Origin of the sequence: Actinosynnema sp. NPDC050801, from assembly GCF_040673975.1 — a bacterium.
Classification (GTDB): Bacteria; Actinomycetota; Actinomycetes; order Mycobacteriales; family Pseudonocardiaceae; genus Actinosynnema.
In genome coordinates this window covers 179,771-200,394 of sequence record NZ_JBFAQZ010000003.1, presented here as the reverse complement: position 1 = coordinate 200,394, position 20,624 = coordinate 179,771, and the positions used below count along the sequence as shown (strand labels likewise).

The 20,624-nt window shown below is 72.5% G+C and carries 21 protein-coding genes; 13 read left to right on the top strand and 8 right to left on the bottom strand.

Going from position 1 to position 20,624, the window contains the following annotated elements:
- The first annotated feature begins 11 nt into the window (after positions 1-11).
- From AB0K14_RS08955 to AB0K14_RS08940, 4 genes are all read left to right on the top strand, one after another.
- On the top strand, positions 12-758 hold the full coding sequence (locus tag AB0K14_RS08955; RefSeq protein ID WP_360451141.1) for an alpha/beta hydrolase: 747 nt from the start codon (positions 12-14) through the stop codon (positions 756-758).
- 113 nt (positions 759-871) lie between these two features.
- Positions 872-1,402, top strand: a complete 531-nt coding sequence (locus AB0K14_RS08950; protein ID WP_360451139.1) for a hypothetical protein — start codon at positions 872-874, stop codon at positions 1,400-1,402.
- 70 nt (positions 1,403-1,472) lie between these two features.
- The gene (locus AB0K14_RS08945) at positions 1,473-3,089 is read left to right on the top strand and encodes a tannase/feruloyl esterase family alpha/beta hydrolase (RefSeq protein WP_360451137.1); all 1,617 of its coding nucleotides are present in this window, start codon (positions 1,473-1,475) and stop codon (positions 3,087-3,089) included.
- 109 nt (positions 3,090-3,198) lie between these two features.
- On the top strand, positions 3,199-3,555 hold the full coding sequence (locus AB0K14_RS08940) for a DUF6292 family protein (RefSeq protein WP_360451134.1): 357 nt from the start codon (positions 3,199-3,201) through the stop codon (positions 3,553-3,555).
- Between the two features lie 136 nt (positions 3,556-3,691).
- On the opposite strand, the gene AB0K14_RS08935 is transcribed toward AB0K14_RS08940, so the two are convergent.
- The 5 genes from AB0K14_RS08935 to AB0K14_RS08915 form a co-directional block, all read right to left on the bottom strand.
- Entirely contained in the window at positions 3,692-4,261 is a 570-nt protein-coding gene (locus AB0K14_RS08935; RefSeq protein WP_360451131.1) for a hypothetical protein, read from the bottom strand.
- A gap of 6 nt (positions 4,262-4,267) precedes the next feature.
- Positions 4,268-5,428, bottom strand: coding sequence for an L-histidine N(alpha)-methyltransferase (locus AB0K14_RS08930; protein WP_360451128.1), 1,161 nt, complete (start codon positions 5,426-5,428; stop codon positions 4,268-4,270).
- A gap of 207 nt (positions 5,429-5,635) precedes the next feature.
- Positions 5,636-6,637, bottom strand: a complete 1,002-nt coding sequence (locus AB0K14_RS08925) for a GNAT family N-acetyltransferase (protein WP_360451125.1) — start codon at positions 6,635-6,637, stop codon at positions 5,636-5,638.
- A gap of 160 nt (positions 6,638-6,797) precedes the next feature.
- Complete coding sequence (locus tag AB0K14_RS08920; protein WP_360451123.1) at positions 6,798-6,977, bottom strand: hypothetical protein; 180 nt, start codon at positions 6,975-6,977, stop codon at positions 6,798-6,800.
- A gap of 148 nt (positions 6,978-7,125) precedes the next feature.
- Positions 7,126-7,497 (bottom strand): metalloregulator ArsR/SmtB family transcription factor, encoded by a 372-nt coding sequence (locus tag AB0K14_RS08915; protein WP_360451121.1) that lies wholly within the window; start codon positions 7,495-7,497, stop codon positions 7,126-7,128.
- Between the two features lie 33 nt (positions 7,498-7,530).
- Between AB0K14_RS08915 and AB0K14_RS08910 the strand changes: the two genes are divergently transcribed.
- Together AB0K14_RS08910 and AB0K14_RS08905 are read left to right on the top strand one after the other, a co-directional pair.
- Positions 7,531-8,514 (top strand): cation diffusion facilitator family transporter, encoded by a 984-nt coding sequence (locus AB0K14_RS08910; RefSeq protein WP_360451119.1) that lies wholly within the window; start codon positions 7,531-7,533, stop codon positions 8,512-8,514.
- Positions 8,515-8,657: 143 nt separating this feature from the next.
- The gene (locus AB0K14_RS08905; RefSeq protein ID WP_360451116.1) at positions 8,658-9,296 is read left to right on the top strand and encodes a hypothetical protein; all 639 of its coding nucleotides are present in this window, start codon (positions 8,658-8,660) and stop codon (positions 9,294-9,296) included.
- Positions 9,297-9,347: 51 nt separating this feature from the next.
- Here the strand turns inward: AB0K14_RS08905 and AB0K14_RS08900 are convergent, their stop codons facing one another.
- Complete coding sequence (locus AB0K14_RS08900; protein ID WP_364337754.1) at positions 9,348-9,767, bottom strand: MerR family transcriptional regulator; 420 nt, start codon at positions 9,765-9,767, stop codon at positions 9,348-9,350.
- A gap of 77 nt (positions 9,768-9,844) precedes the next feature.
- Here AB0K14_RS08900 and AB0K14_RS08895 point away from each other — a divergent pair, with 77 nt between their 5' ends.
- From AB0K14_RS08895 to AB0K14_RS08885, 3 genes are read left to right on the top strand one after another with little or no spacing between them, the layout of a single operon-like run.
- Positions 9,845-11,155: a hemolysin family protein gene (locus AB0K14_RS08895; RefSeq protein ID WP_360451110.1), complete on the top strand. Its 1,311-nt coding sequence runs from the start codon at positions 9,845-9,847 to the stop codon at positions 11,153-11,155.
- A complete protein-coding gene (locus tag AB0K14_RS08890) occupies positions 11,152-12,189 on the top strand; it encodes a hemolysin family protein (protein ID WP_360451107.1) in 1,038 nt (345 codons plus the stop codon). Before AB0K14_RS08895 ends, AB0K14_RS08890 begins: the two co-directional genes overlap by 4 nt.
- Before the next feature lie 25 nt (positions 12,190-12,214).
- The gene (locus AB0K14_RS08885) at positions 12,215-13,171 is read left to right on the top strand and encodes a sporulation protein (protein ID WP_360451104.1); all 957 of its coding nucleotides are present in this window, start codon (positions 12,215-12,217) and stop codon (positions 13,169-13,171) included.
- Between the two features lie 154 nt (positions 13,172-13,325).
- Here AB0K14_RS08885 and AB0K14_RS08880 read toward each other — a convergent pair whose 3' ends face one another.
- A complete protein-coding gene (locus tag AB0K14_RS08880) occupies positions 13,326-15,545 on the bottom strand; it encodes an Ig-like domain-containing protein (protein ID WP_360451101.1) in 2,220 nt (739 codons plus the stop codon).
- A 209-nt stretch (positions 15,546-15,754) separates the two neighbouring features.
- Here AB0K14_RS08880 and AB0K14_RS08875 point away from each other — a divergent pair, with 209 nt between their 5' ends.
- The 4 genes from AB0K14_RS08875 (at position 15,755) to AB0K14_RS08860 (ending at position 20,037) form a co-directional block, all read left to right on the top strand.
- Positions 15,755-16,786 carry a GDSL-type esterase/lipase family protein gene (locus AB0K14_RS08875; RefSeq protein ID WP_360451099.1) on the top strand — a complete coding sequence of 344 codons (1,032 nt, stop codon included), beginning with the start codon at positions 15,755-15,757 and terminating at the stop codon, positions 16,784-16,786.
- Between the two features lie 199 nt (positions 16,787-16,985).
- Positions 16,986-17,996: an efflux RND transporter periplasmic adaptor subunit gene (locus AB0K14_RS08870; RefSeq protein WP_360451097.1), complete on the top strand. Its 1,011-nt coding sequence runs from the start codon at positions 16,986-16,988 to the stop codon at positions 17,994-17,996.
- Entirely contained in the window at positions 17,993-18,730 is a 738-nt protein-coding gene (locus AB0K14_RS08865) for an ABC transporter ATP-binding protein (protein WP_360451094.1), read from the top strand. The genes AB0K14_RS08870 and AB0K14_RS08865 overlap by 4 nt, the downstream gene beginning before the upstream one ends.
- Positions 18,727-20,037 carry an ABC transporter permease gene (locus AB0K14_RS08860; protein ID WP_360451092.1) on the top strand — a complete coding sequence of 437 codons (1,311 nt, stop codon included), beginning with the start codon at positions 18,727-18,729 and terminating at the stop codon, positions 20,035-20,037. Before AB0K14_RS08865 ends, AB0K14_RS08860 begins: the two co-directional genes overlap by 4 nt.
- A 9-nt stretch (positions 20,038-20,046) precedes the next feature.
- Here AB0K14_RS08860 and AB0K14_RS08855 read toward each other — a convergent pair whose 3' ends face one another.
- A complete protein-coding gene (locus AB0K14_RS08855) occupies positions 20,047-20,577 on the bottom strand; it encodes a DUF4232 domain-containing protein (RefSeq protein ID WP_360451089.1) in 531 nt (176 codons plus the stop codon).
- Positions 20,578-20,624: the final 47 nt, after the last annotated feature.

Below are 20,624 nucleotides of genomic sequence, written 5' to 3'. Positions count from 1 at the left end.
AAGGCACGACCGTGCGATTCACCTCCGAACAGCGCTTCCACGACGGCGTCCTCGAACGCGAGTTCACCCTCGACGAAGTCCCCGGCATCCTCTGGACGCCCGGACCCACCCCCACCACCCCCACCTCCGCACCCGCCCCACTGATCCTCCTCGGCCACCCCGGCGGACTGCGCCGGATGTACCCCCGACTGGCCGCCCGGGCCCGGCACGCCGCGGCGGAGGGCTTCGCCACGGCCACCATCGAGCTCCCCGGCGGCGGTGACCGACCCCGTTTCGCCGCAGCCGAGCAGGCCCGCGCCGACCTGCAACGCGCGCTGGAGGCCGGCGAGCCGGTCGGTGACGAGATCGTCGACCGGCTCGTCCTCCCACTGGTCGACAGGGCGGTCCCGGAGTGGCGGGCCACCTTGGACGCCCTCCTCGCGCTGCCCGGGATCGGCGGCCCGGTCGGTTACGCGGGCGGGGTGATCTCCATCGGCGTCCGGTTGGCGGTGGTCGAGCCGCGCATCTCGGCCGCCCTCCTGTTCGCCGGGAGCTTCGTGCCGCGCGCGGTGTTCGAGGAAGCGCGGCAGGTCACCATTCCGCTGCTGGTGCTGCTGCAGTGGGACGACGAGGGCAACGACCGGCAAATGGCCCTGGACCTGTTCGACGCGTTCGGCTCCGAGGAGAAGACGCTGCACGCCAACATGGGCGGGCACACCGGCGTGCCGCGGTTCGAGGGGGACGAGGCGAACCGGTTCTTCGCCCGACACCTCAGCTGAGTTCGTGGTGCGGCGTTCGGTAGCGGGGCCTGTCCGCCGGTGGCAGGTGGGAGTTACCTTCAAACCGGGTACCAGTGGATGACTGTGCCGGTCGGTGGGGGAGGTGGCGGCAGGTGGGATCGGGTGGGTTGATCGCGGCCGCCGCGCTGGCCGGCGTGGTGGCCGCGGGCGCGGGTGGGCTCGCGGCGCCCGAGGACCCGGACGAGGTCTGGCGTGACAGCGGGCTGCGCGTGGTCGACCGGGCCACCCGGGAGGACGCGGAGTGCGTCTCCCACTCCTTCGGCCAGGTGCAGGAGTTGCTGAGAGCCGTCCCGTGCGTCGCGCTCGACCGGATGCTGTTCACCGTCACCGACGACAAGGGCGGCACGGCCGTGGTGTTCGTCGCCTGGGTCGAGTTCGACGACCGCGACAAGGCGCGCGAGTTCAAACGCGTCGAGGACATCCACGGCACCGGCGACCTCACGCCGCTGTCGGGATCGTTGCTCCGGATCAACGACGTCCCCTTCACCGCGCAGAACTACGACTCCGACACGGTCGACGGCGTGACCGTGGTGATCGCCGAAGCGGAGAACGTCGCCGGTGGGTTCACCGCCGAGTACCTGGACGACATCGCCGCCGTCGCCGTCCGCACACCCCGCCCCTGACCCGATTCCGACCCCCGCGCACCGGACCGCGTGGCACTGATCGGCAGAATGGGCAGCGGAGGAGGTGCGAGTGATCCGGTGGGTTGTGGTGATCGGGTTGGTGGCGTCCCTGCTGGCCGCGCTCGCCGCGGCGCCGGGGGAGGACGACGGGACGATCCGGCCCGTGACCGAGTGCTCGGACCTGGTGGGCGACTTCGAGGTGCCCGGCGCCCGTGCGCACGTGACGCAGGCGGAACCGGTACCCGAGCACGGCGCCGAGACCGCGCACTGCGCCGTGCTCGGGTACGTCGAGCCGGAGATCCGGTTCCAGCTGAAGCTGCCGACCACGACCTACACCGGCCGCTACCTCCAGTACGGCTGCGGCGGGTTCTGCGGTGAACTCCTGCCGCCCACATTCCCCGACTGCGGCGCGGAGGTCGGCGGCGTCGCGGTGGCCGCCACCGACGACGGGCACGTCGGCCGCGGCCGGGTGCGGTCGGGCGACGGCCGGTGGGCCGCCGACAACCAGGCCGCTCGCGACGACTTCGCGTTCCGCGCGCCGCACGTGGTGTCGTTGGCGGCGAAGCGCGTCATCGAGGACTACTACGGCGACCCGCCCTCGTTCTCGTACTTCGCCGGCTGCTCGAACGGCGGCCGGGAAGGGCTGTTGCTGGCCCAGCGCTACCCGCACGACTTCGACGGCGTCATCGCGGGCGCGCCCGCCAACTACCAGAGCCCGCTGGTGCTCTACCAGGCCTGGTTGGCCCGCACCAACACCGGCGCGGACGGCCGCCCGGTGCTCACCGCCGACCGGCTGCCCGTGCTGCACGACGCCGTCATGCGGCATTGCGACCGCATCGACGGCCTGGTGGACGGCCTGATCGACGACCCGCGCCGCTGCGACTACGACCCCGCGCCGCTGGAGTGCGCACCGGACGGCGGTGACTGCCTCACCGCGGCGCAGGTCGACGTGGTGCGCAAGCTGTACGCGGGCCCCGCGGACGCCCGCGGCAACAGGCTCTACCCGGCCGGGCAGGAACGCGGCTCCGAACTGGCCTGGGAGGACTGGATCACGCCGTCGGACGACGGCGACACCCCCTTGGCCGCGCTGCTCGCGGACGACTACCTCAGGCGCATGGGCTACCCGGTGGGCACGCCGCCCTCGTCGTTGGCCGACGTCGAGTTCACCGCCGAGGAGTTCGCCCGGCTCAACGTCGAAGGCGTGCGCGGCAACGCGATGAGCCTCGACCTGGACGAGTTCCGCCGCGCGGGCGGCAAGCTGATCCTCTGGCACGGCTGGAGCGACCAGGGCGTCCCGCCGCGCGGCCTGCTCGACTACTACGAACGGCTGGCCCGGCGCGACGACCACGACATCCGCGGCTGGGCCCGGGTGTTCATGGTGCCCGGCGTGCGCCACTGCGGTGGCGGCGACGAGCTGGCCGGCTTCGACCCGATCCGCGAGTTGCTGGCGTGGGTCGAGCAGGGCACCGCGCCGGAGCGGGTCATCGCCACCCGCCGTGACGCGAAGGGCGGTGTGGTCCGCACCCGGCCCGTGTTCCCGTACCCCCTCACCGCGCGGTACGACGGCAGCGGCAGCATCGACGACGCGGCGAACTTCGTGCCCGCGCCGCCGGCCGCACCGACCCGTGACGCGGTCGACTGGGTGGGCGTCTACCTGCACGGACAGCCCGGCCCGACCGCGTCCTGACCTGGCAAACCGGACGTCCGTGTTTCGGAACTCCACGAACGGGTTACCCCGGATCGCGTCGACGACTCGGCGCGGTCGGTGGGCTCCGGGGTGGGGACGGTGGTGCGAAGTGGACTGGGAATTCGATGACGAGAGCGCGGTGCGCGAACTGCTGGCCTACGTGTCGAGGGTGACCCGCGCGCTCGGGCTCAGCGGCGAGTCCTCCTGCGTCCAGTCCGACGGCGCACGCCTCGGCGCCTACCTCGCGCTCGACGGCCACCTGCCCGGGTTCGCCGACCGGGACGTGGCGCTGCTCTGGGACGAGGACCGGGGCTGGTCCGTCGCGGTGGAGAGCGACAGCGCCGAGCCGCCGTTCGTGCTGGCGCGGCTGCGCGGCCCGATCCGCCCGGAACCGGCCGCCGTGGCGCGGTGGGTGGACGGGCTGGAGCTGGTCGACGACGACCGGGAACTGCTGGCCGCGAGCTGATCCCGACCCACGCCGACCCACGCGACCAACGCTGAACACACCGGCCCACGCGACCAACGCTGACCAACACCGAGCAACGCGACTAGCGCCGACCGACGCGGGCTCACGCCAGCCGACGCCGGTCGACGCTCGCGAGTCAACGCCCGACGGGTCCACCGAGGTAGGCCTGGGCCTCGTCCAGCAGCGCCCGCACACCTTGGAAGAAGCTGCTCGCGCTGTGCAGCGCCGCGTGGAACTCCTCGGCCTTCTGGTCCGACGGGCTGGTGAACACCAGCATCTCGGTCAGCTCCAGCCGCCGGTTCACCGACGCCACGGTCGTGCGCCACCGGTGCAGCAGGTCGATCAGGTCGGCGTCGCGGTGCGGGCTGAGCGCGCCCGACGACAACGCCGAGTCCACCGCCGACTGCACCAGCCTCGGGTACACCCGCCTGCCCCGCGGACCGTCCGGGCTGAACGCCTCGCCGTCCAGCGTCTCCCGGTTGCGCGCCACCTCCAGCCGGATGGACTCGATGGCCTGGTTGCGCTGCTCGCGCTGCGACGCCCACCGCTCGGCGAAGATGCCGGTGATGCCCGCGAGCAGCGCGAACGAGTTCACCGCGGGCTCCCACCGGTCGCCGGGCGGCGACACGACGAACCAGCTCACGCCCAGCGCCATCGCCACCGCGAGCGCGCCGAACGTCAGCGCCGTGATCACGACGCGGGTCATCTTCGGTCAGTTCTCCCAGATGTCGCGGGCCAGGGTGTCGACCTGCTCCGGCGCGGGGGGCTGCGCACCGGGCGCGAGCAGCAGCAGGTCCATCCCGAAGCCCTGCGACGAGCGCGGCACAGCGAAGTCGGAGTGCGTGCCGACGACCTTGCGCATCCCGGCTTCGCGCACGACCCCGTCCAAGGCCTTCCGCGCGTACTTGCGGGTCAGGTAGAGGCGGATGGTGTCCCGGTCCGGGAACGGCACCCGGGTGCGGTCGGGGAGCATCATCATGATGTCGCCGCCGGTCTGGTTCTGGTAGACGACCTTCACCTTCAACGCCCGGTCGCCCTCGACCGCGCCCCGGAACTGCACCGCGTCCACGTTGATGGTCAGGTCGGTGTTGTGCAGCAACGCGCTGGTCACGAACTCGCGGTAGGCCCGGCTGCGGGCGTACTCCTGGACCGCGTCCTGCGCCAGGTCGTCGCTCAACGCCTCCGTGGTGGCGACCTCAAGCAGGAACAGGTCCTGGGGCCGGACCAGCGCGGTGAGGTTCGCGAGCAGCTCGGCGTCGTGGTCGAAGTTCGCCATGGTGTTGCCCAGCAGCGAGTACAGCACCGGCTCGTCGCCGACCAGCCGGTTGATCAGCTCGCGCAGCTCGTCCAGGTTGTCGGTGATGGAGAAGTCCAGCTGCACCGGCACCACCCGGTGCCCGCGCAGGCCGACGCGGTGGGTGGCCTCCTGGGTGCCCAGCCGCAGCATCTCCGAGCTCATGTCGACCGGCAGGTAGAGCAGGGCCGGGTTGCGCTCCAGCAGGTGCTCCAGGATGAGCCGGTCCTTGTGCCCGGTGCCGACGCCGAAGCTGACGTGGTGGAACCCCTCGCCGATCCGGCCGCGCACCCGTGCCCAGCGCCGGGTGAACGAGTCCAGGCTCTGCTTCATCACCAGGTAGAACGGGTCGGCGCAGGCGTGCGCCCAGGCGATCGTCGGTCCGATGCCCCAGTAGGCGTAACCGGAGGTGATCTGCTTGCCGTCACCCGCGGTCGACGGCTTGCCGAGCAGGTCGCTGGTGAGGGCGGCCAGCTTGTCCCGCTGGTCCTCGCCGACGAGCACCAACGACCAGGCGAAATCCGACTCGTCGATGGCCTTGGCCAGATCGCCGACCAGACGCCCGTCGCTCGCCGTCACTCGACCTCCTCCAGCTGTGGTCCGCACCGCGAAGCCTACCGATCACCACCGACACCTACGCGGCTTTCGGCTACGGGGTCACCCGGCGACCACGGCGGCGGAGGGTTCACCGCGCTCGACGTGCCGGACCGCTCGACATGCGCGACGTCAGCCGGAGACGCGGGCTGTCGGCCGGTGACGCGGGTCGTCGGCCGGTGAGGCAGGTCGTCACCCAGCGAGGCGGGCCGTCAGCGCGTCGATGTCGTGCGCGACCACGAGCACGGTGCGTTCGACGGCCATGCCCAGCTCTCGGTTGACCCGGATCATGTGCTCGTTGTCGGCGTTGGTGAAGGTGCGCATGCGTTCCAGGTCCGGGTGGTCCTCGACCAGCCAGTGGGCCATCACGCCCTTGATGCCCAGGCCGAGCCCGCGGCCCCGGTGCGCGGCGAGCACGGCCGTGTCGCCTTGGTAGCCCGTGCGCGGCCCGTGCGGCAGCAGCACCACCTCGGTCAGCCCGGCGACCTCGCCGGTGGCCTCGTGCACGGCCACCACCACGCGCTGCTCGACGTTCTCGCCGCGCAGCTCCGCCTCGTTCTCCCGGACCCGCCGCACCGTCCACTCCGGAAGGACGTACTCGGTGGTGCCCATCGGCGCGTCGTGGATCGCGCTCCGCGCGGCGGCGTAGGACGCGACGATCTCCTCGGGCGCCGCGTCGACCCACCGCTCCACCCGGTAACCGTCGGGCAGGTCGACGGGCCACCGCGTCCGGTCTTCGAGGGCCATCCCCATGGCCGCCACCGCCCGCACGGTCCTGAACCCCAGTCGGTGCGCCCACCGCGTGCCCGGCCGTCCCGCCACCAGTCCCCAGTCCTCGATCACCGTGCGCCCGCGCGCACGCAGTTCCGGCACCATCTCGCGGAGCAACCGGGTGGCGATGCCCCGCCGGCGTGACTCCGGGTGCACGACCACCGTGGCCACCGCGATGTGGCTGTTCTCGTCCTCGGGGAACCGCGCGTACCCGAACGCCACGATCCCGCTCGCGTCGCGCACCACCCAGTGCCCCGCCGGACCGACGCCGGGGAACGGGCTGCGCAGCCGTTCCACCACGTCGTCGTACGACGGCACCGGCTCGTGCGGCGAGTCCTCGTCGACGAGGTGGCTGTCCCGCACCACCCGGTAGTACCCCGCCAGGTCCGCCGCGTCCGCCTCGTTCGGATCGAACGACTCCACCGCGCCCCCTTCGCCCGGTGGACACGTTAGCCGCGATGATCGTCGCGGTCGCGCGCTTTCCCGACCGGCGTCCCGTCAAGGCGGGTTTTCCCAAGCCGCACAACGAAGTCGGGGCCGCAGGCGATTGCCTACGGCCCCGTCGGCGGAAACCCGCCGGGCGTCACCGGGGCGCCGGTTGCAGGACGCGGCCCGACGCGGTCAGGTGTTCCCAGGTCCGGCCGCGCTGGCTGGGCGGGGCCTCGCCGTCGGCGGTGCACGTCGGGTACACCAGGCCGTAGGGGACGGGTTGGTGGAAGAGGTCGCCGCTGCGGATGTCGATCAGGTCACACGACTGCGCCATCACGACCTCCTGCCGGACTGTCGTGAAGAGGTGTGGATGCCCATGGTCCTGCTCCTCGTTGAACCGGGGTGGGGGAGCTTCGGATACCCGTTGAGCTGCACTGATATGCCCGATTCGTTGCGACGTAAGGGTGAAACCGGCGCGGCGGTCAACGCTGGTGGTGAGCGACCTCCTGCTCGGCGTCGTCGGCGGGCGGGATGCCGCGGTCGACGTGGTCGGCGTGGAAGAGTGCTTGTGCCAGAAGGGATTTCACGTGGTCGTTGGCCGCGGAGTAGTAGACGAACGTGCCCTCGCGGCGGCCCTTCACCAGACCGGCGAGGCGCAGCTTGGCCAGGTGCTGGCTGACCGCGGTCGGCGCGGCGCCCGCCAGGTCGGCGAGGCAGGCCACCGACGACTCGCCCTGCAGCAACGCCCAGAGCACCTTGATCCGGGTCGGGTCGGCGAGCAGGCGGAACGACTCGGCGGCCAGGTGTACCTGCTCGTCGTTGGGCATGTCGAAGTCCGACAGCGCGGTGTGCATGACGCCAGCCTACTTGCTTGCGTATCTGCGTGAATGCGCAGGTATGCTGCCAACGTGACGGGCAAAGGACACGGGCATGGGCACGGCCACGGACACGGACACGGGCATGGACACGGGCACCGTTCGGTGGACCGCGTCGACACCGCGCTGGAGGGCAGCGAGCGGGGGATGCGCGCCCTGGTCGTCTCGTTCGTGGCGCTGTTCGCCACGGCGGCCGTGCAGGCGGTGTTGGTGCTGGTCACCGGCTCGGTGGCGCTGCTGGGCGACACCGTCCACAACGCCGCCGACGCCCTCACCTCGATCCCGCTGGCCATCGCCTTCGTGCTGGGCCGCCGGGCCGCGTCCCGCCGCTTCACCTACGGCCTCGGACGTGCGGAGGACCTGGCCGGCGTGGTGATCGTGCTGGTGATCGCCGCGTCGGCGGCGTACGCCGGGTACGAGTCGGTGCGCGGGCTGCTCGACCCGCAACCGGTGCGGCACCTCTGGGTGGTGGCGCTGGCCGGCGTGGTCGGGTTCCTGGGCAACGAGCTGGTCGCCCGCTACCGGATGCGGGTCGGCCGGGCGATCGGCTCGGCCGCGCTCGTCGCCGACGGCCTGCACGCCCGCACCGACGGCTTCACGTCGCTGGCCGTGGTGCTGGGCGGGATCGGGGTGGCCCTGGGGTTCCCCGCCGCCGACCCGCTCGTCGGCCTGGGCATGACCGCCGCCATCCTGTTCGTCCTGCGCGACGCGGCGGGCGAGGTCTTCGGCCGGTTGCTCGACGCGGTCGACCCGGCGTCGGTCGACCTGGCCGAACGCGCCGCCGCGCAGGTCGACGGCGTGGTGCGGGCCGACCGGGTGCGCATGCGGTGGACCGGGCACGTGCTGCGGGCGGAGTTGGCGATCGCGGTGGACGCGCGCCTGAGCGTCGAGCAGGGCCACCGCATCGCGCACGAGGTGGAACGGCACCTCAAGCACGCGGTGCCCCGCCTGGCCGCGGTCACGGTGCACACCGAACCCGCCACGGCGACTGCCTGAGCTACCACCACTGTCGGTCCGAGGTGGGGACCATATCAACCGACACCAACTACTTAACCGCCTCTGACCAGCAAAAACAAGACTTGTTCCGCGCTCGCGCACCCGTCACCCTTGCCACCATGAGGTGGGGACCTTCTGGGGAATTGAGCACTGTCCTGTGGATCGGCGGAGCGCAGTGGACGGGCAAGTCGACCGTCGCCTGGCTCTTGTCGCGCCGGTTCGGACTGACCGCGTACCACTACGACTTCCACGACGCCCGGGGCCACTACGACCGCGCGCTGGCGCACGCCGGGCGCTACCCGCACCGGCACGCGTGGCTGACCCTCCAAGACCACGACCCCGATACGACCTGGGTGCGACCGTCACCGCAGGAGATGGCCGAGCACAGCAAGCGCGGCCACGCCGAGCGGTTCGGGATGGTGCTGGACGACCTGCGCGCGTTGTCCAGCGGCCGTCCGCTCGTCGCCGAGGGGTGGGGGCTGCGACCGGAACTGGTCGCGCCGCTGCTCGCCGACCCGCGGCAGGCGGTGTTCCTCGTGCCGACCGAGGTGTTCCGGCAGCGCCAGATCCGTGAACTGCCCAGGGCGGGCAAGGTGTCCGCCGCCGTGAGCGACCCGGAACGCGCGCAGGCGAACCGGGTCGAAAGAGACCGCCTGCTGGCGGAGGACGTGGTCGAGCGGGCGCGGGAGCACGGCCTGCGCGTGATCGAGGTCGACGGCCGGCTCAGCGTGGGCGGCCTGGCCACCGCGGTGGCCGAGCACTTCAGCCCCTGGCTGGGCTGATCGCCGAGGTTCGGACGCCCGTCGCGCGGCCTCTCCGGTCGCGCGGCGGGTTCACGGCAGGGGAGGGAGGTCCAACGCCAGGGCGATCAGCGAGTGCACGCGGTTGGCGATGGCCGACAGCACGCCGTGCGCCTCGGGTGACGCGTTCTCGGCCGCCGCCTGCAACGCCCGCAGGTCCTCGTCGATCCGGACCAGCACGGGACCGACGTCGGCCTGCCGGGTGTTGAACGCGGTCGCGATCTCGTCCAGCGGCACGCCCTGGACCTCCAGCCGCTGCACGAGGTGGATGCGCTCCACGTCACCGGGCGCGTAGAGCCGGTAGTTGCCCGCCGTGCGCTGCGCGGGCGAGATCAACCCGAGGCTCGTGTAGTAGTCGACGGTGCGGATGCTGACGCCGGCCCGCGCGGCCAACTCGCCGATCTTGAGCAGGACCTCCGCCACCCGCGCCTCCCCGCAACCGTACAGTGCCACGTGCTAGTGTGAAGTATGTCAGACGACGAAGACGGTAGTAGCCGGCCGGGTCGGGCCCGGCTGAACGACACCGCACCATGTTGATCATCTCCGGCACGCTGGCGATCGTGCTGCTGACCATCGCCACCGGCTACTTCGTGGCCCAGGAGTTCGCCTACATGGCGGTCGACCGGGGCAGGTTGCGGCACCAGGCCGAGAGTGGCGACAAGGCCGCAGAACGCGCCTACCGCGTCACGCGACGCCTCTCCTTCATGCTCTCCGGCGCCCAGTTCGGCATCACGGTGACCGCGCTGCTCGCCGGTTACGTCGCCGAACCGCTCCTGGGCGAGGGCCTGGCCGCCGTCCTCGGGCACGCGGGCCTGTCGCCGACGCTGACCGTGACGCTGTCCATGGCGCTCGCGCTCACCTTCGCGACCGCGGTCCAGATGGTGCTCGGCGAGCTGTTCCCGAAGAACCTCGCCATCGCGAGACCCGAGGCGCTGGCCAAGGCGCTGAGCACGTCCACCCTGGCCTACCTCAAGGTCACCGGTCCGCTGATCCGGCTGTTCGACGCCTCGGCGAACCGGCTGCTGCGCGCGGTCGGCATCGAACCCGTGGAGGAGCTGCCCCAGGGCGCCACCCCGGACGACCTGAGGCAGATCATCGGCGAGGCGCAGCAGCGCGGCCACCTCGACGCCGAGCTGTCCCGCCTGCTCGACCGGGGCCTGGACTTCCGCGGCCTGGTCGCGGACCAGGCCATGACACCGCGGGTCTCGGTGCACACCGTGCGCGCCGACGAGCCGGTCGCGCGGGTGGTCGGGCTGCTGGACACCGGCCACTCCCGCTTCCCCGTCGTCGGCGACGGCCTGGACGACCTGCGCGGCGTGGTCGGGTTGGCCGAGGTGCTGACCGTCGCGCCCGAGGACCGGGCCACCACACCGGTGGGTGACGTCGCGTCACCCGCGCTGGTGGTGCCGTCGACGTTGCCGCTGCCCGCCGTGCTGGAACGGCTGCGCCTCGAACGCCGCCAGCTGGCCTGCGTGGTGGACGAGTTCGGCGGCTTCGCGGGCGTGGTGTCCCTGGAGGACCTGGCCGAGGAACTGGTCGGTGAGATCCACGACGAGGACGACGTGCTGCGCGACACGGTGGAGCGGCGCGCCGACGGGTGGGAGGTGCCCGGCCGGCTGCGGATCGACGAGATCGCCGACGCCACCGGCGTCGAGCTGCCCGCGCACGACAACTACGACACCGTGTCCGGCCTGGTGCTGCACCGGCTCGGCCGCACGCCCGACGTGGGCGACGAGGTCGAGTCCGGCGGGGTGCTCGTGCGGGTGACGGCCGTGGCCCGGCACGTGCCCAGCAGGGTCCTGCTCAGCCGCGTGCCGCTCGGCACGGGGGCGCGGCGATGAGCACCACGTGGTCGTTGTTCGTCTCCCTGTTGTTGTTGGCGGCCAACGCTTTCTTCGTGGCCGCCGAGTTCGCCCTGATGGCGGCGAAGCGGCACCGGCTGGAGGAAGCCGCGCGGACCAGCCGGGCGGCACGGGCCGCGTTGGCGGGCGTGCGCGAGTTGTCGTTGATGCTCGCGGGCGCGCAGCTGGGCATCACGCTGTGCACGCTGGGGTTGGGCGCGCTGGCCAAGCCCGCGGTGGCCGACCTGGTCGACCCGCTGCTGCTCGCCGTCGGCCTGCCGTCCGGGCTGTCGTACGCGATCTCGTTCACGATCAGCCTGGTGCTGGTGGTGTTCCTGCACATGGTGATCGGCGAGATGGCGCCGAAGTCGTGGGCGATCAGCCACCCCGAGCGGTCGGCGCTGCTGCTGGCGATGCCGTTCCGGACGTTCGCGCACACCGTCCGGCTGCTGCTGAGCGCGCTGAACGCGGTCACGAACGCGTTGCTGCTCCTGGTGAAGGTGCAGCCGAAGGACGAGCTGAGCCGCGAGCACCACCCGGACGACATGCGGATGCTGGTGCGGCAGTCGGCCGAGCACGGCCTGATCCCGGAGGGCCAGCGCCGGCTGCTGACCCGGATGTTGCAGCTCCAGCAGACGACCGTGACCCAGGTGATGGTGCCCATCGGGGAGACCGTCACCGTCGCCGAGGACATCGGCGCGCGGGCGATCGAGGACCGCAGCCGTGAGTGCGGGCGGTCGCGGTTCCCGGTGATCGACGCCGACGGGCGGTTCGTCGGCCTGGTGCACATCCGCGAGGCCGTGCGCGCCACGGCGGCCGGCGCCGACACCGCGGCCCGCGACCTGATGACCGTGCCGCTGACGTTGCCCGCCGAGTTGCCGGTGGCGGGCGCGGTGACCAGGATGCGCGCCGAACGGGCGCAGCTGGCGCTGGTGGCCGACGCGGAGGGCCGCGTGGTCGGCATCGCCGCCCTGGAAGACCTCCTCGAAGAGCTGATCGGCGACTTCGAGGACGAGACCGACCAACCGAACTGATCACCTCACGGAGGAACTCCAGCCCATGTTCAAGCGGATGCTCAGCGCATTCGGCGTCGGCGGACCGTCCGTCGACACCGTGCTCGACTCGCCGCACGCCCAGCCCGGCCAGGTGATCACCGGCCAGGTGCGCATCCAGGGCGGCAGCAACGAGGCCCGCATCGACCGGATCGTGCTGTCCCTGGTGACCAGGGTCGAGGTCGAGCAAGGCGACCACGAGTTCGGTGGCACCGCCGAGTTCCTGCGCCTGGAGGTGGCGCAGGACGTGCGGGTCGCGGCCGGTCAACCGGTGACCGTGCCGTTCCAACTGGCGTTGCCGTGGGAGACCCCGATCACGGCCGTCGGCGGTCAGCGCCTGCCCGGCGTGACCGTCGGCGTGCGGACCGAACTGGTGATCTCGGGTGCGCCCGACAAGGGCGACCTGGACCCGGTCCTGGTCGGCCCGCTGCCGTCGCAGGACCGGGTGCTCGACGCGTTCGGGCAGCTGGGCTTCCAGTTCCGCTCCGCCGACGTCGAGGCGGGCCGGATCCACAGCGTGCGCCAGGAGCTGGGCTTCTACCAGGAGATCGAGTTCTACCCGCCGGCGCAGTTCGCGGGCCGGGTGAACGAGGTGGAGCTGACCTTCGTGGCCAGTCCGCACGAGCTGGTCGTGGTGCTGGAGGCGGACAAGCGGGGCGGCCTGTTCTCGTCCGGCGCGGACGCGTTCGGCCGGTTCCAGGCCTCGCACGCCGACGCGGTGAACACCGACTGGGCGGGCGCCATCGGCGAGTGGCTGGCGCAGGTCGCGGGCCGCGGCGGCCGTGCGCACGGCATGCCGGGACACCACGGCCAGGGCCACCCGGACCACCGCGGTCACCACCGCGGGCCCGGCATGGGTGCGGTGGTCGGCGGTGTCGCGGCGGGGGTCGTGGGCGGCATGGTGGTGGGTGAGGTCGTGGACGAGGTGTTCGACGCGGGCGAGGACTTCGGTTCGGAGGAGTAGCCCGCACGACCGGGTGTGGTGGGGCGGCCTCCCCTCCGCTCCACCACACCGCTCTCCCGTTCGACCCACCGTTCCCGCGCACCGCAGGATCGGGCGCGGGCCCGGGATCCTCTCGCCGAAGCCGGTCGCCCTCCGGGCGTGGACCCGGCGTGGTTCAGGTCGCCGGGCGCAGCAGGGTGATCCGGTTCGCGCCCAGCTCCGTCACGTACAGGTAGCCCGTGGTCGGGCTCTGGGTGATGTCGAGCGGCTGGTTGAAGCCGGTCATGCCGGTGGCTCCGGTCGTCCTGTTCGACAGCGCGCCGGTCGGGCCCACGTCGAAGGACTGGACGTCCTGCCCGGACGAGTAGCGCACCACCAGCAGCCGCCCGTCGAGCCGACCGCCGAACGCGGCGCCCCGGTACTCGACGACCCCGTTCGGCGACGCGTGCAGGCCCGCGTCGTAGGTGCCCGCCAGGTCGAGGTTGCGGTCCGGCGCCGTGCCCACCGGGTACGCGGAGGTCTGGAACGGGTCGGCGCCGGACGTCGGGTTGCCGCCCGCCAACACCCACTCGCAGCGCACCGGCGCCGGGTGCCCGTAGTACCTGCCCGGCTTCACGTCGAACACGTAGTCGGTCTCGGCGTTCGGGTTGCCCGTCACCGCCGGCACGGCCGGACCGGTGTACGGACCGTCGCGGCGCGACGCGCAGGCGGCGGGCAGCGGTGACGGCGTGGCCGGGGTGTTGCCGCCCGCCGCCGAGCCGTTCGTCGGCACGTACAGGTGCCCGTTGCGGTGCCACACCAGGTCGTAGGCGTTGCGCACGCCGGTGGCGTGGATGGTCACCGGCGCGTCGGCCGCGTACGGGTTGTACGTCCCACCGGCCTCGGTGCGCACGTTCACCGGCAGGGTCGCGGGCAGCCGCGCCGGGTGGACCTTCAGCACGGCGGCGCTGAGCAGGCGTTCCGCCCGGTTGCCCCACGTCGTGTCGGGCGCGCCCATCGCGTTCATCGACCCCTGCGCCAGGTACAGGCCGCCGTCCGGGCCGAACGCGAGCGAGTTCGACTCGTGGTCCTTGATCGAGCGCGGCAGGTCGGTGACGACCTCGGTGTAGACGCCCAGGTCCGGGCCGCTGAGCCGGGCGACCTTGCCGGACCAGTCGGGCGCGTTGGACGTGCCGCCGTAGTTGTCCGTCACCCACAGCACCGGTGCCGCGGCGGTGGACGCCGGGTCGAACGCCAGGCCGATCACCGTCCGGTTCGGCGCGCCGGGCAGCCCGGCCGCGGTGGCGTGCGCGCGCACCGTCTCGATGACGGTCGCCGCGCCGAGCGTGCCGTCGGCGTCGACCGGGAAGCGGTGGACCTGCCCGGTGAACGTGGCCGCGTACAGCCGCCCGTCCGGCCCGAACGCCACGCTGGTGAACGGCGCGCCGGTGGCCACGCCGAACACCTGCCGGAACGCGACGGACCCGCCACCGGAGCCCGCGCCGGTGGTGAACACCGACGAGAACGGCCGGAACGCCCCACCCGCCACGTCACGCACGCCCGAGGTGACCGAGAACCGGTACAGCGTGGCCGGCGCCAGCGGGGCCAGCGGCGACAGGTTCACCACGTCGCCGCCACCGCTGGTGATCACGTTGGCGGGCACCGCCGTGCCGTCCGACACGCGGGTCAGCCGGACCGAGGTCGACGACAGCGTGGCCGCGTCCACGGCGCCCGCGGGCAGCCGCAGGTCGGCCACCACCGACGTGGTCGGGTCGACCGCGGTCGCCAGGTTCGCGGGCGTCGCGGCGCGCACCGACGGCGAGCCGTCCGGCAGGCCGTCCACGTCGACGTGGTTCAGCTTCGTGTTCGCGCCGGAGCGCGGGGACAGCGTCAACCGGCCGTCGGTCACGGTGACCACGCGGGTCGCGGTGGCGTGCTTGGTGGTCGCGGTGGGCTTGAACGCGGCGACCGCGTTCTGGTCCTCGACGTTGAGCCAGTGCGTGCTGTCGGTGGCGGTGCCCGCGTCGCCGACGGCGACCGTGACGGTGTAGGACCCGCTCGGCACGGCGATCTCCCAGCTGCCCGGTGCCGGCACGCCGGGCGAGGTGGCCGGGAGCTGGGCGTGCACCAGGGTCGCCAGGCGGGGGTCGCCGGAGCCGCCGCGGTTGCGACCGTTGCCCACCAGCGACAACGGGGTGGTGGTGCCCAACGACACCCAGCCGTGGGTCTGACCGGTCGGCCGTGCGCCGTAGGGCTCGCCGAAGTCCCGCGCGTAGCCGGCGGCCGGCGCGGTGGCCTGGTCGGAGAAGTCGATCCGCGCGGTGAACGCGGCGGCGTGCGCGAGCCCGGTCGACGGCACGACCAGTGTCGCGGCGGCCAGGGCGGTGACGGGTGCGATGGCGGCGAGTGCTCGCATGACGTGCCCCTGTCGGCGGAGTCAACCAGCCTCGCAGGCCCACGTCGGCGGTCCGACCGCCGAAGGGCGGTCCGGCCCCGGGCCGTCCTGCGGGGCACCGAAGGAGCACGGGAAACAGCCGATCGGCTTGTTGTCGCCGTGTGAACGCACCCCTACGGTCGGTTGACGTCCCGCTCCGGTCGATGACGATCACCCTGTGGAGGTCCGCGGTGTCGAGGAAACGAGTCAGTGCCGCTGTCGGCGCCCTGTTGCTGGCGGGCGCGGCGTTCTTCGCGATCCCGACCACGGCGGGCGCCGTGGACGATCGGCAGACCGCCGTGGTGTCGCTGGGCGACAGCGCGATGTCCGGCGAGGGCGCCGGGTCCTACGAGCCCGGCACCGAGGGCGAGAACGGCAACTGGTGCCACCGGTCCACCCAGGCCATGATCCACCGCACCCAGCTGGCCGAGCGCACGTTCAACCTGGCCTGCTCGGGGGCGGACTCGGCGAACGTGTCGCTGGCCGACACCGTGCACTACACCGAGGGCTCCCAGGCCCGGAGGCTGATCGACATCGCCCGCCAGTACCGCGTGACCACGGTCGTCGTGCAGGTCGGCGCGAACGACGACGTCCGGTTCGCCGACACCATGGTCGACTGCGTCGCCGCGTGGGTGAACCCGTTCGGCTCCAGCTGCCGGTCCAAGTTGGAGCGCGAGTGGCCCGGCAGGCTGGCCGGGATGGCGCCGAAGGTGGAGAACGCCCTGCGCGACGTCCGCACCGCGATGACCCAGGCCGGGTACGCCACCTCCTCCTACAACCTGGTCCTCACCTCGTACGCCTCGCCGGTGACCGAGAAGATGGACCGCTACCTGCACGGCCCGCAGGGCTGCCCGCTCCGCCTGGCCGACGCGGCCTACGGTCGCACGGTGGCCGTGCCGCAGCTGTCGGAGGCGTTGCGCGGCGTGGCGACGCGCGCGGGCGTGAAGTTCCTCGACCTCTCCCGCGCCACGGAGAACCGCGAGGCGTGCAGCAAGGGCGAGAGCTCCACGGGGGAGTGGCAGCGCCGGCTGACCGTCGACCCGTACGCGTTGGTGACCGGCGGCCTGGACGCCATCGGCCTGCACCTGGCCCAGCAGTCGTTCCACCCGAACGCCGCCGGCCACGCGCAGTTCGGCCGGTGCATCACCGAATTCGTCAACGGGGGCGCGGGCTCGGCCCGGTGCCTCGCCGGGGCCGACGGCAACCTGCACGCGGTCGCCTAGCACCCCTTCGCCGATGTCCGGTCGACTCCGCCAATTCCACCGACTTGACCGGCTTTGACCAGCTCTGAGCACCGGAAACCGCTCTCGCCCCGACCCGGGGTGGGAGCGGTTTCGCGTTGCCGCGCAACCCCGGTCACCCCGCCGGCGTCATAGGGATAAATCGGCGAGACCGGATAGGGGATTCGCTTTGGGGGGACCGGTGTCCACAAATACCTTCGTCCGCGTGTGCGGGCTGGCCGCGGCGGTGCTCGCCGCGGCCTCGTGCACGTCGACCGGGGCCGAGCCGCTCAACCCCGAGCTCGCGCCGCGCGGCACCGTGCAGACCACGACCAAACCGACCAGGCAGGACCTGTCCAACAAGGTCAGCCTGACCGGCAAGGTCACCATGAACCCGTTGTTCGGGATCGTGTCGCCGGTCGCGGGCCAGGTGCGCTACCTGACCGTGGCCGAGCCGACCAGCACGCCGACCAGGCCGACCCGGATCGCGACGGTCTGGGCGGAGGGCAAGCCCAACAACGTCGACGTGCCCGCGGGCTCCACGTTCGGCGGACGCCTGGTCGACGACCGCGCCACGGTCACCGCGGGCATGCCGATCGCGTCGGCGAAGTACGCGGGCTACGGCATCGTCGCCGAGATCAACGGCGAGCAGGCCTACCAGATCTCCGACGCCGCGCAGGGCACCGTGCAGGCGCAGATCAAGAACGGGCCCGGCCCGTTCCCGTGCGCCCTGCTCGGCACGATCGCGGCCCTGCCGCCGGGCACCGTGCCGCCGCCGCCGCCGCAGCAGCAGCCGGAATCGAATCCCGGCGGGGCGACCGGCGCCAACACGCCCGCGCCGCCACCGCAGCAGCCGCAGGAGCCGGAGAACTCGTCCGAGCCGACCGGTCTGCGCCTGGTGTGCACCGCGCCCGCCGACGTGAAGCTGATCAACGGCGCCGCCGCCACCCTCGAACTGGTCACCGCGTCCGCGCAGAACGCGCTGGTCGTGCCGGTCGAGGCGGTCGCGGGCGGCCAGGGCAAGGGCAAGGTCGACGTGATCGGGTCCGACGGGGTCAAGCAGACCGCGGACGTGGAGCTCGGCCTCACCGACGGCAAGGTGGTGGAGATCAAGTCGGGCCTGACGGGCGAGGAGACCCTGGCCGTGCCCGGCCCGAACCTGCCACCGGGTGAGCCCGCGGGCGAGGGCGAGCCGGGGGCGGGGCGCAAGTGACCACGTCACCCCTGCCGGTGCCGCCACCGGTGGCGGCACCGCCGTTGATCCACCTCACCGGCGTGACCAAGACCCTCAAGGGCCAGGACGAGCCGCGCACCATCCTCGCGGGCGTCGACCTGACCGTGCACCCCGGCGACAGCGTCGCCATCCTCGGCCGCTCCGGCTCGGGCAAGAGCACGCTGCTCAGCCTCATCGGCCTGTTCGACCGGCCCGACGGCGGCCAGTACCTGTTGGGCGACCGGGACATCACCAAGATCCCCGAGCGCAAGGCCGCCGCGTTGCGCAGCGCCGAGTTCGGGTTCGTGTTCCAGCGCTTCTTCCTGCTCAAGCACCTGACCGCGGCGCAGAACGTGGCCATGGCGCTGGTCAACGGCCAGGGCTGGCTGCCCAGGCGCAAGCGCAAGGCGAAGGTGCTGGCCGCGTTGGAGCGCGTGGGCATCGGCCACCTGGCCAAGCACAAGCCGCCGCGCCTGTCCGGCGGTGAGCAGCAACGCGTGGCGATCGCCCGCGCCCTGGTGCGCGAGCCGCGGATCCTGCTGGCCGACGAGCCGACCGGCGCACTGGACACCGACACCGGCAACCTCGTCGTGGAGGTGCTGCGCCAGACCACCGACGTGGGCTGCGGCCTGGTGCTGGTCACCCACGACCACGACCACGCGGCGAAGATGGGCCGGGTGCTGCACCTGTCCGACGGCCTGCTGCGCCCGGCCGGTCAGCGGGTGGTCGCGTGATCAGGCTCTCCGGCCGGTTCCGGGCGTCGCTGATCATCGGCGGCCAGGGCATCAGGGCTCGCAAGCTGCGCACGTTCCTGTCCATGGTCAGCCTGTTCCTCGGCGTGCTCGCGGTGGTCGTCGTGCAGGCGGGCGCGGAGATCGCGAACCGGGCCATGCTCGCCGACGTCGAGCTGTACCAGGGCAAGGACGGCACGCGGCAGATGTACCTGTCGCCGGAGGGGCAGACCGTCCCGGTGGCCCTGGAGGTGCTGGAGGGCCGCACCGACGCGGTGGCCATGACCAGCGCGCGGGCGATCATCGGCGAACCCGGCGTGAAACCGATCAACGAGGGCGGCGGCCCGATCGACCAGCAGGGCGGCTACGGCGGTCCCCGGATGACGTGCGACGAGTCCGGTTGCTACCCCGTGGACGACGGCGACGCGGGCGCGCCCTCGGGGCAGGCGGTGGAGCTGCAACTCGTCGGGTTGACCGGCGACATCCGCCAGTTCCGGCCGTTCCGCCCGTCGCAGGGCCAGTGGCTGGACTTCGGCGGCGAGCCGTCGCTGGCACCGAGGCTCGTGCTCAACGAGGAGGCGGCGAAGGCGTTCACCCGCTACCACGTGCCGGCGGAGATGCGGGTCGACGGCGCCACCGCCAACCCGACGCCGCGGATCATCGGCGTGGTGGACGACGGCGCCGGGCAGCCCACCGCCTACGTCCGCTCCGACGAGCTGATGAACTGGCTGCCGGCGACCAGCATGGGCGACACCGACTCGGGCCCGGGCATGCAGGTGCTGATGACACCGGACGCGGTCGAGGTCGAGCACGTCCTGCGGGCCAGGCTGGTCGCGGCGGGCACGCCGGCGGACCGCATCCACGTCACCACGGTGGAGACGCTGAAGCGGATGTCCACCGAACTGGCGCTGCTGCGCTGGATCTTCCTGGGCATGGCGGCGCTGGTGCTGCTGATCGGCGTGGCGGGCATCCTCAACGTCGGCCTGGCGACCGTGGGCGAGCGCATCGAGGAGTTCGCGTTGCGCCGCGCCGTGGGCACCCCGCGACTGCTGCTGGCGGGCATCGTGCTGGCGGAGACGTTGTTGACCGGTCTGCTCACGGCGACGTTGGCGATCGGCGCGGGCGTGGTGGGGCTGAAGCTGGCGATGACGCTGTTCGGCTCGCGGTTCCCGTCGCTGGAGGGCGTGGCGTTCCCGTGGCAGGCGGGTGTGGCCGGGGTGATCGCGGGCCTGGTGGCGGGCGTCCTGGGCGGCCTCGTCCCCGCGCTGCGGGCGGCGCGCATCCCGATCTCCACGGTGATGCGCGCCTGAGGACGCGGTCTAGGGCGCGGCGGTCCACGGCCGCACACCGAGCTTGCCGGTGCTGCCGAGGTCGAGGGTGATCGGGTCGCCGCGCTCACCGACCGGGGTGAACACCTGCGCCGGCCGGCCGCTCGCGACGGCGAGTTCCAGGTGCTCGCCGACGACCGGCGGCGCGGACGTGTCGGTGTAGGTGTTGCGCCACAGCAACCCCGTCACCGCCGATTCGCCGGGCGCCACCGTGACGGGTCGCGGCTCGGCGTCGAACGCCTCCACCGCGGAGATGCCGAACGACCCGGGCCCGACCGCGACGGGCAGCGGCTCCCGGTCGGCGCCCAGGACGGTGACGGACGGGTAGCCGTCGAGCTCCAACGCCTCCGCGCCGCAGTTGGTCACCTCCAGCGTCAGCACGCGCAGCCCCGAGGCGGCTTCCTCGCCCGTCACCGCGTAGTCCACGCAGTGCGTGGCCGACGGTGGCGGTGATGGCGGAACCGGCGGCGCGGCGGTGCACGCGGACACGGCGAACAACAGCAGGAAAAGAAGTCGGGGCACGCCGTCGATCCTCGCACGACAACTCGAAGTTGCCTGGCCGCGCATTC

What these genes read in the sequence shown, in the direction of transcription:
- AB0K14_RS08890 (WP_360451107.1), top strand. Translation starts at nt 11,152, where the DNA reads ATGAGCACCACGTGGTCGTTGTTCGTCTCCCTGTTGTTGTTGGCGGCC.
- AB0K14_RS08910 (WP_360451119.1), top strand. Translation starts at nt 7,531, where the DNA reads ATGCGCAGGTATGCTGCCAACGTGACGGGCAAAGGACACGGGCATGGG.
- AB0K14_RS08920 (WP_360451123.1), bottom strand. Translation starts at nt 6,977, where the DNA reads ATGGCGCAGTCGTGTGACCTGATCGACATCCGCAGCGGCGACCTCTTC.
- AB0K14_RS08880 (WP_360451101.1), bottom strand. Translation starts at nt 15,545, where the DNA reads ATGCGAGCACTCGCCGCCATCGCACCCGTCACCGCCCTGGCCGCCGCG.
- AB0K14_RS08885 (WP_360451104.1), top strand. Translation starts at nt 12,215, where the DNA reads ATGTTCAAGCGGATGCTCAGCGCATTCGGCGTCGGCGGACCGTCCGTC.
- AB0K14_RS08915 (WP_360451121.1), bottom strand. Translation starts at nt 7,497, where the DNA reads ATGCACACCGCGCTGTCGGACTTCGACATGCCCAACGACGAGCAGGTA.
- AB0K14_RS08935 (WP_360451131.1), bottom strand. Translation starts at nt 4,261, where the DNA reads ATGACCCGCGTCGTGATCACGGCGCTGACGTTCGGCGCGCTCGCGGTG.
- AB0K14_RS08895 (WP_360451110.1), top strand. Translation starts at nt 9,845, where the DNA reads ATGTTGATCATCTCCGGCACGCTGGCGATCGTGCTGCTGACCATCGCC.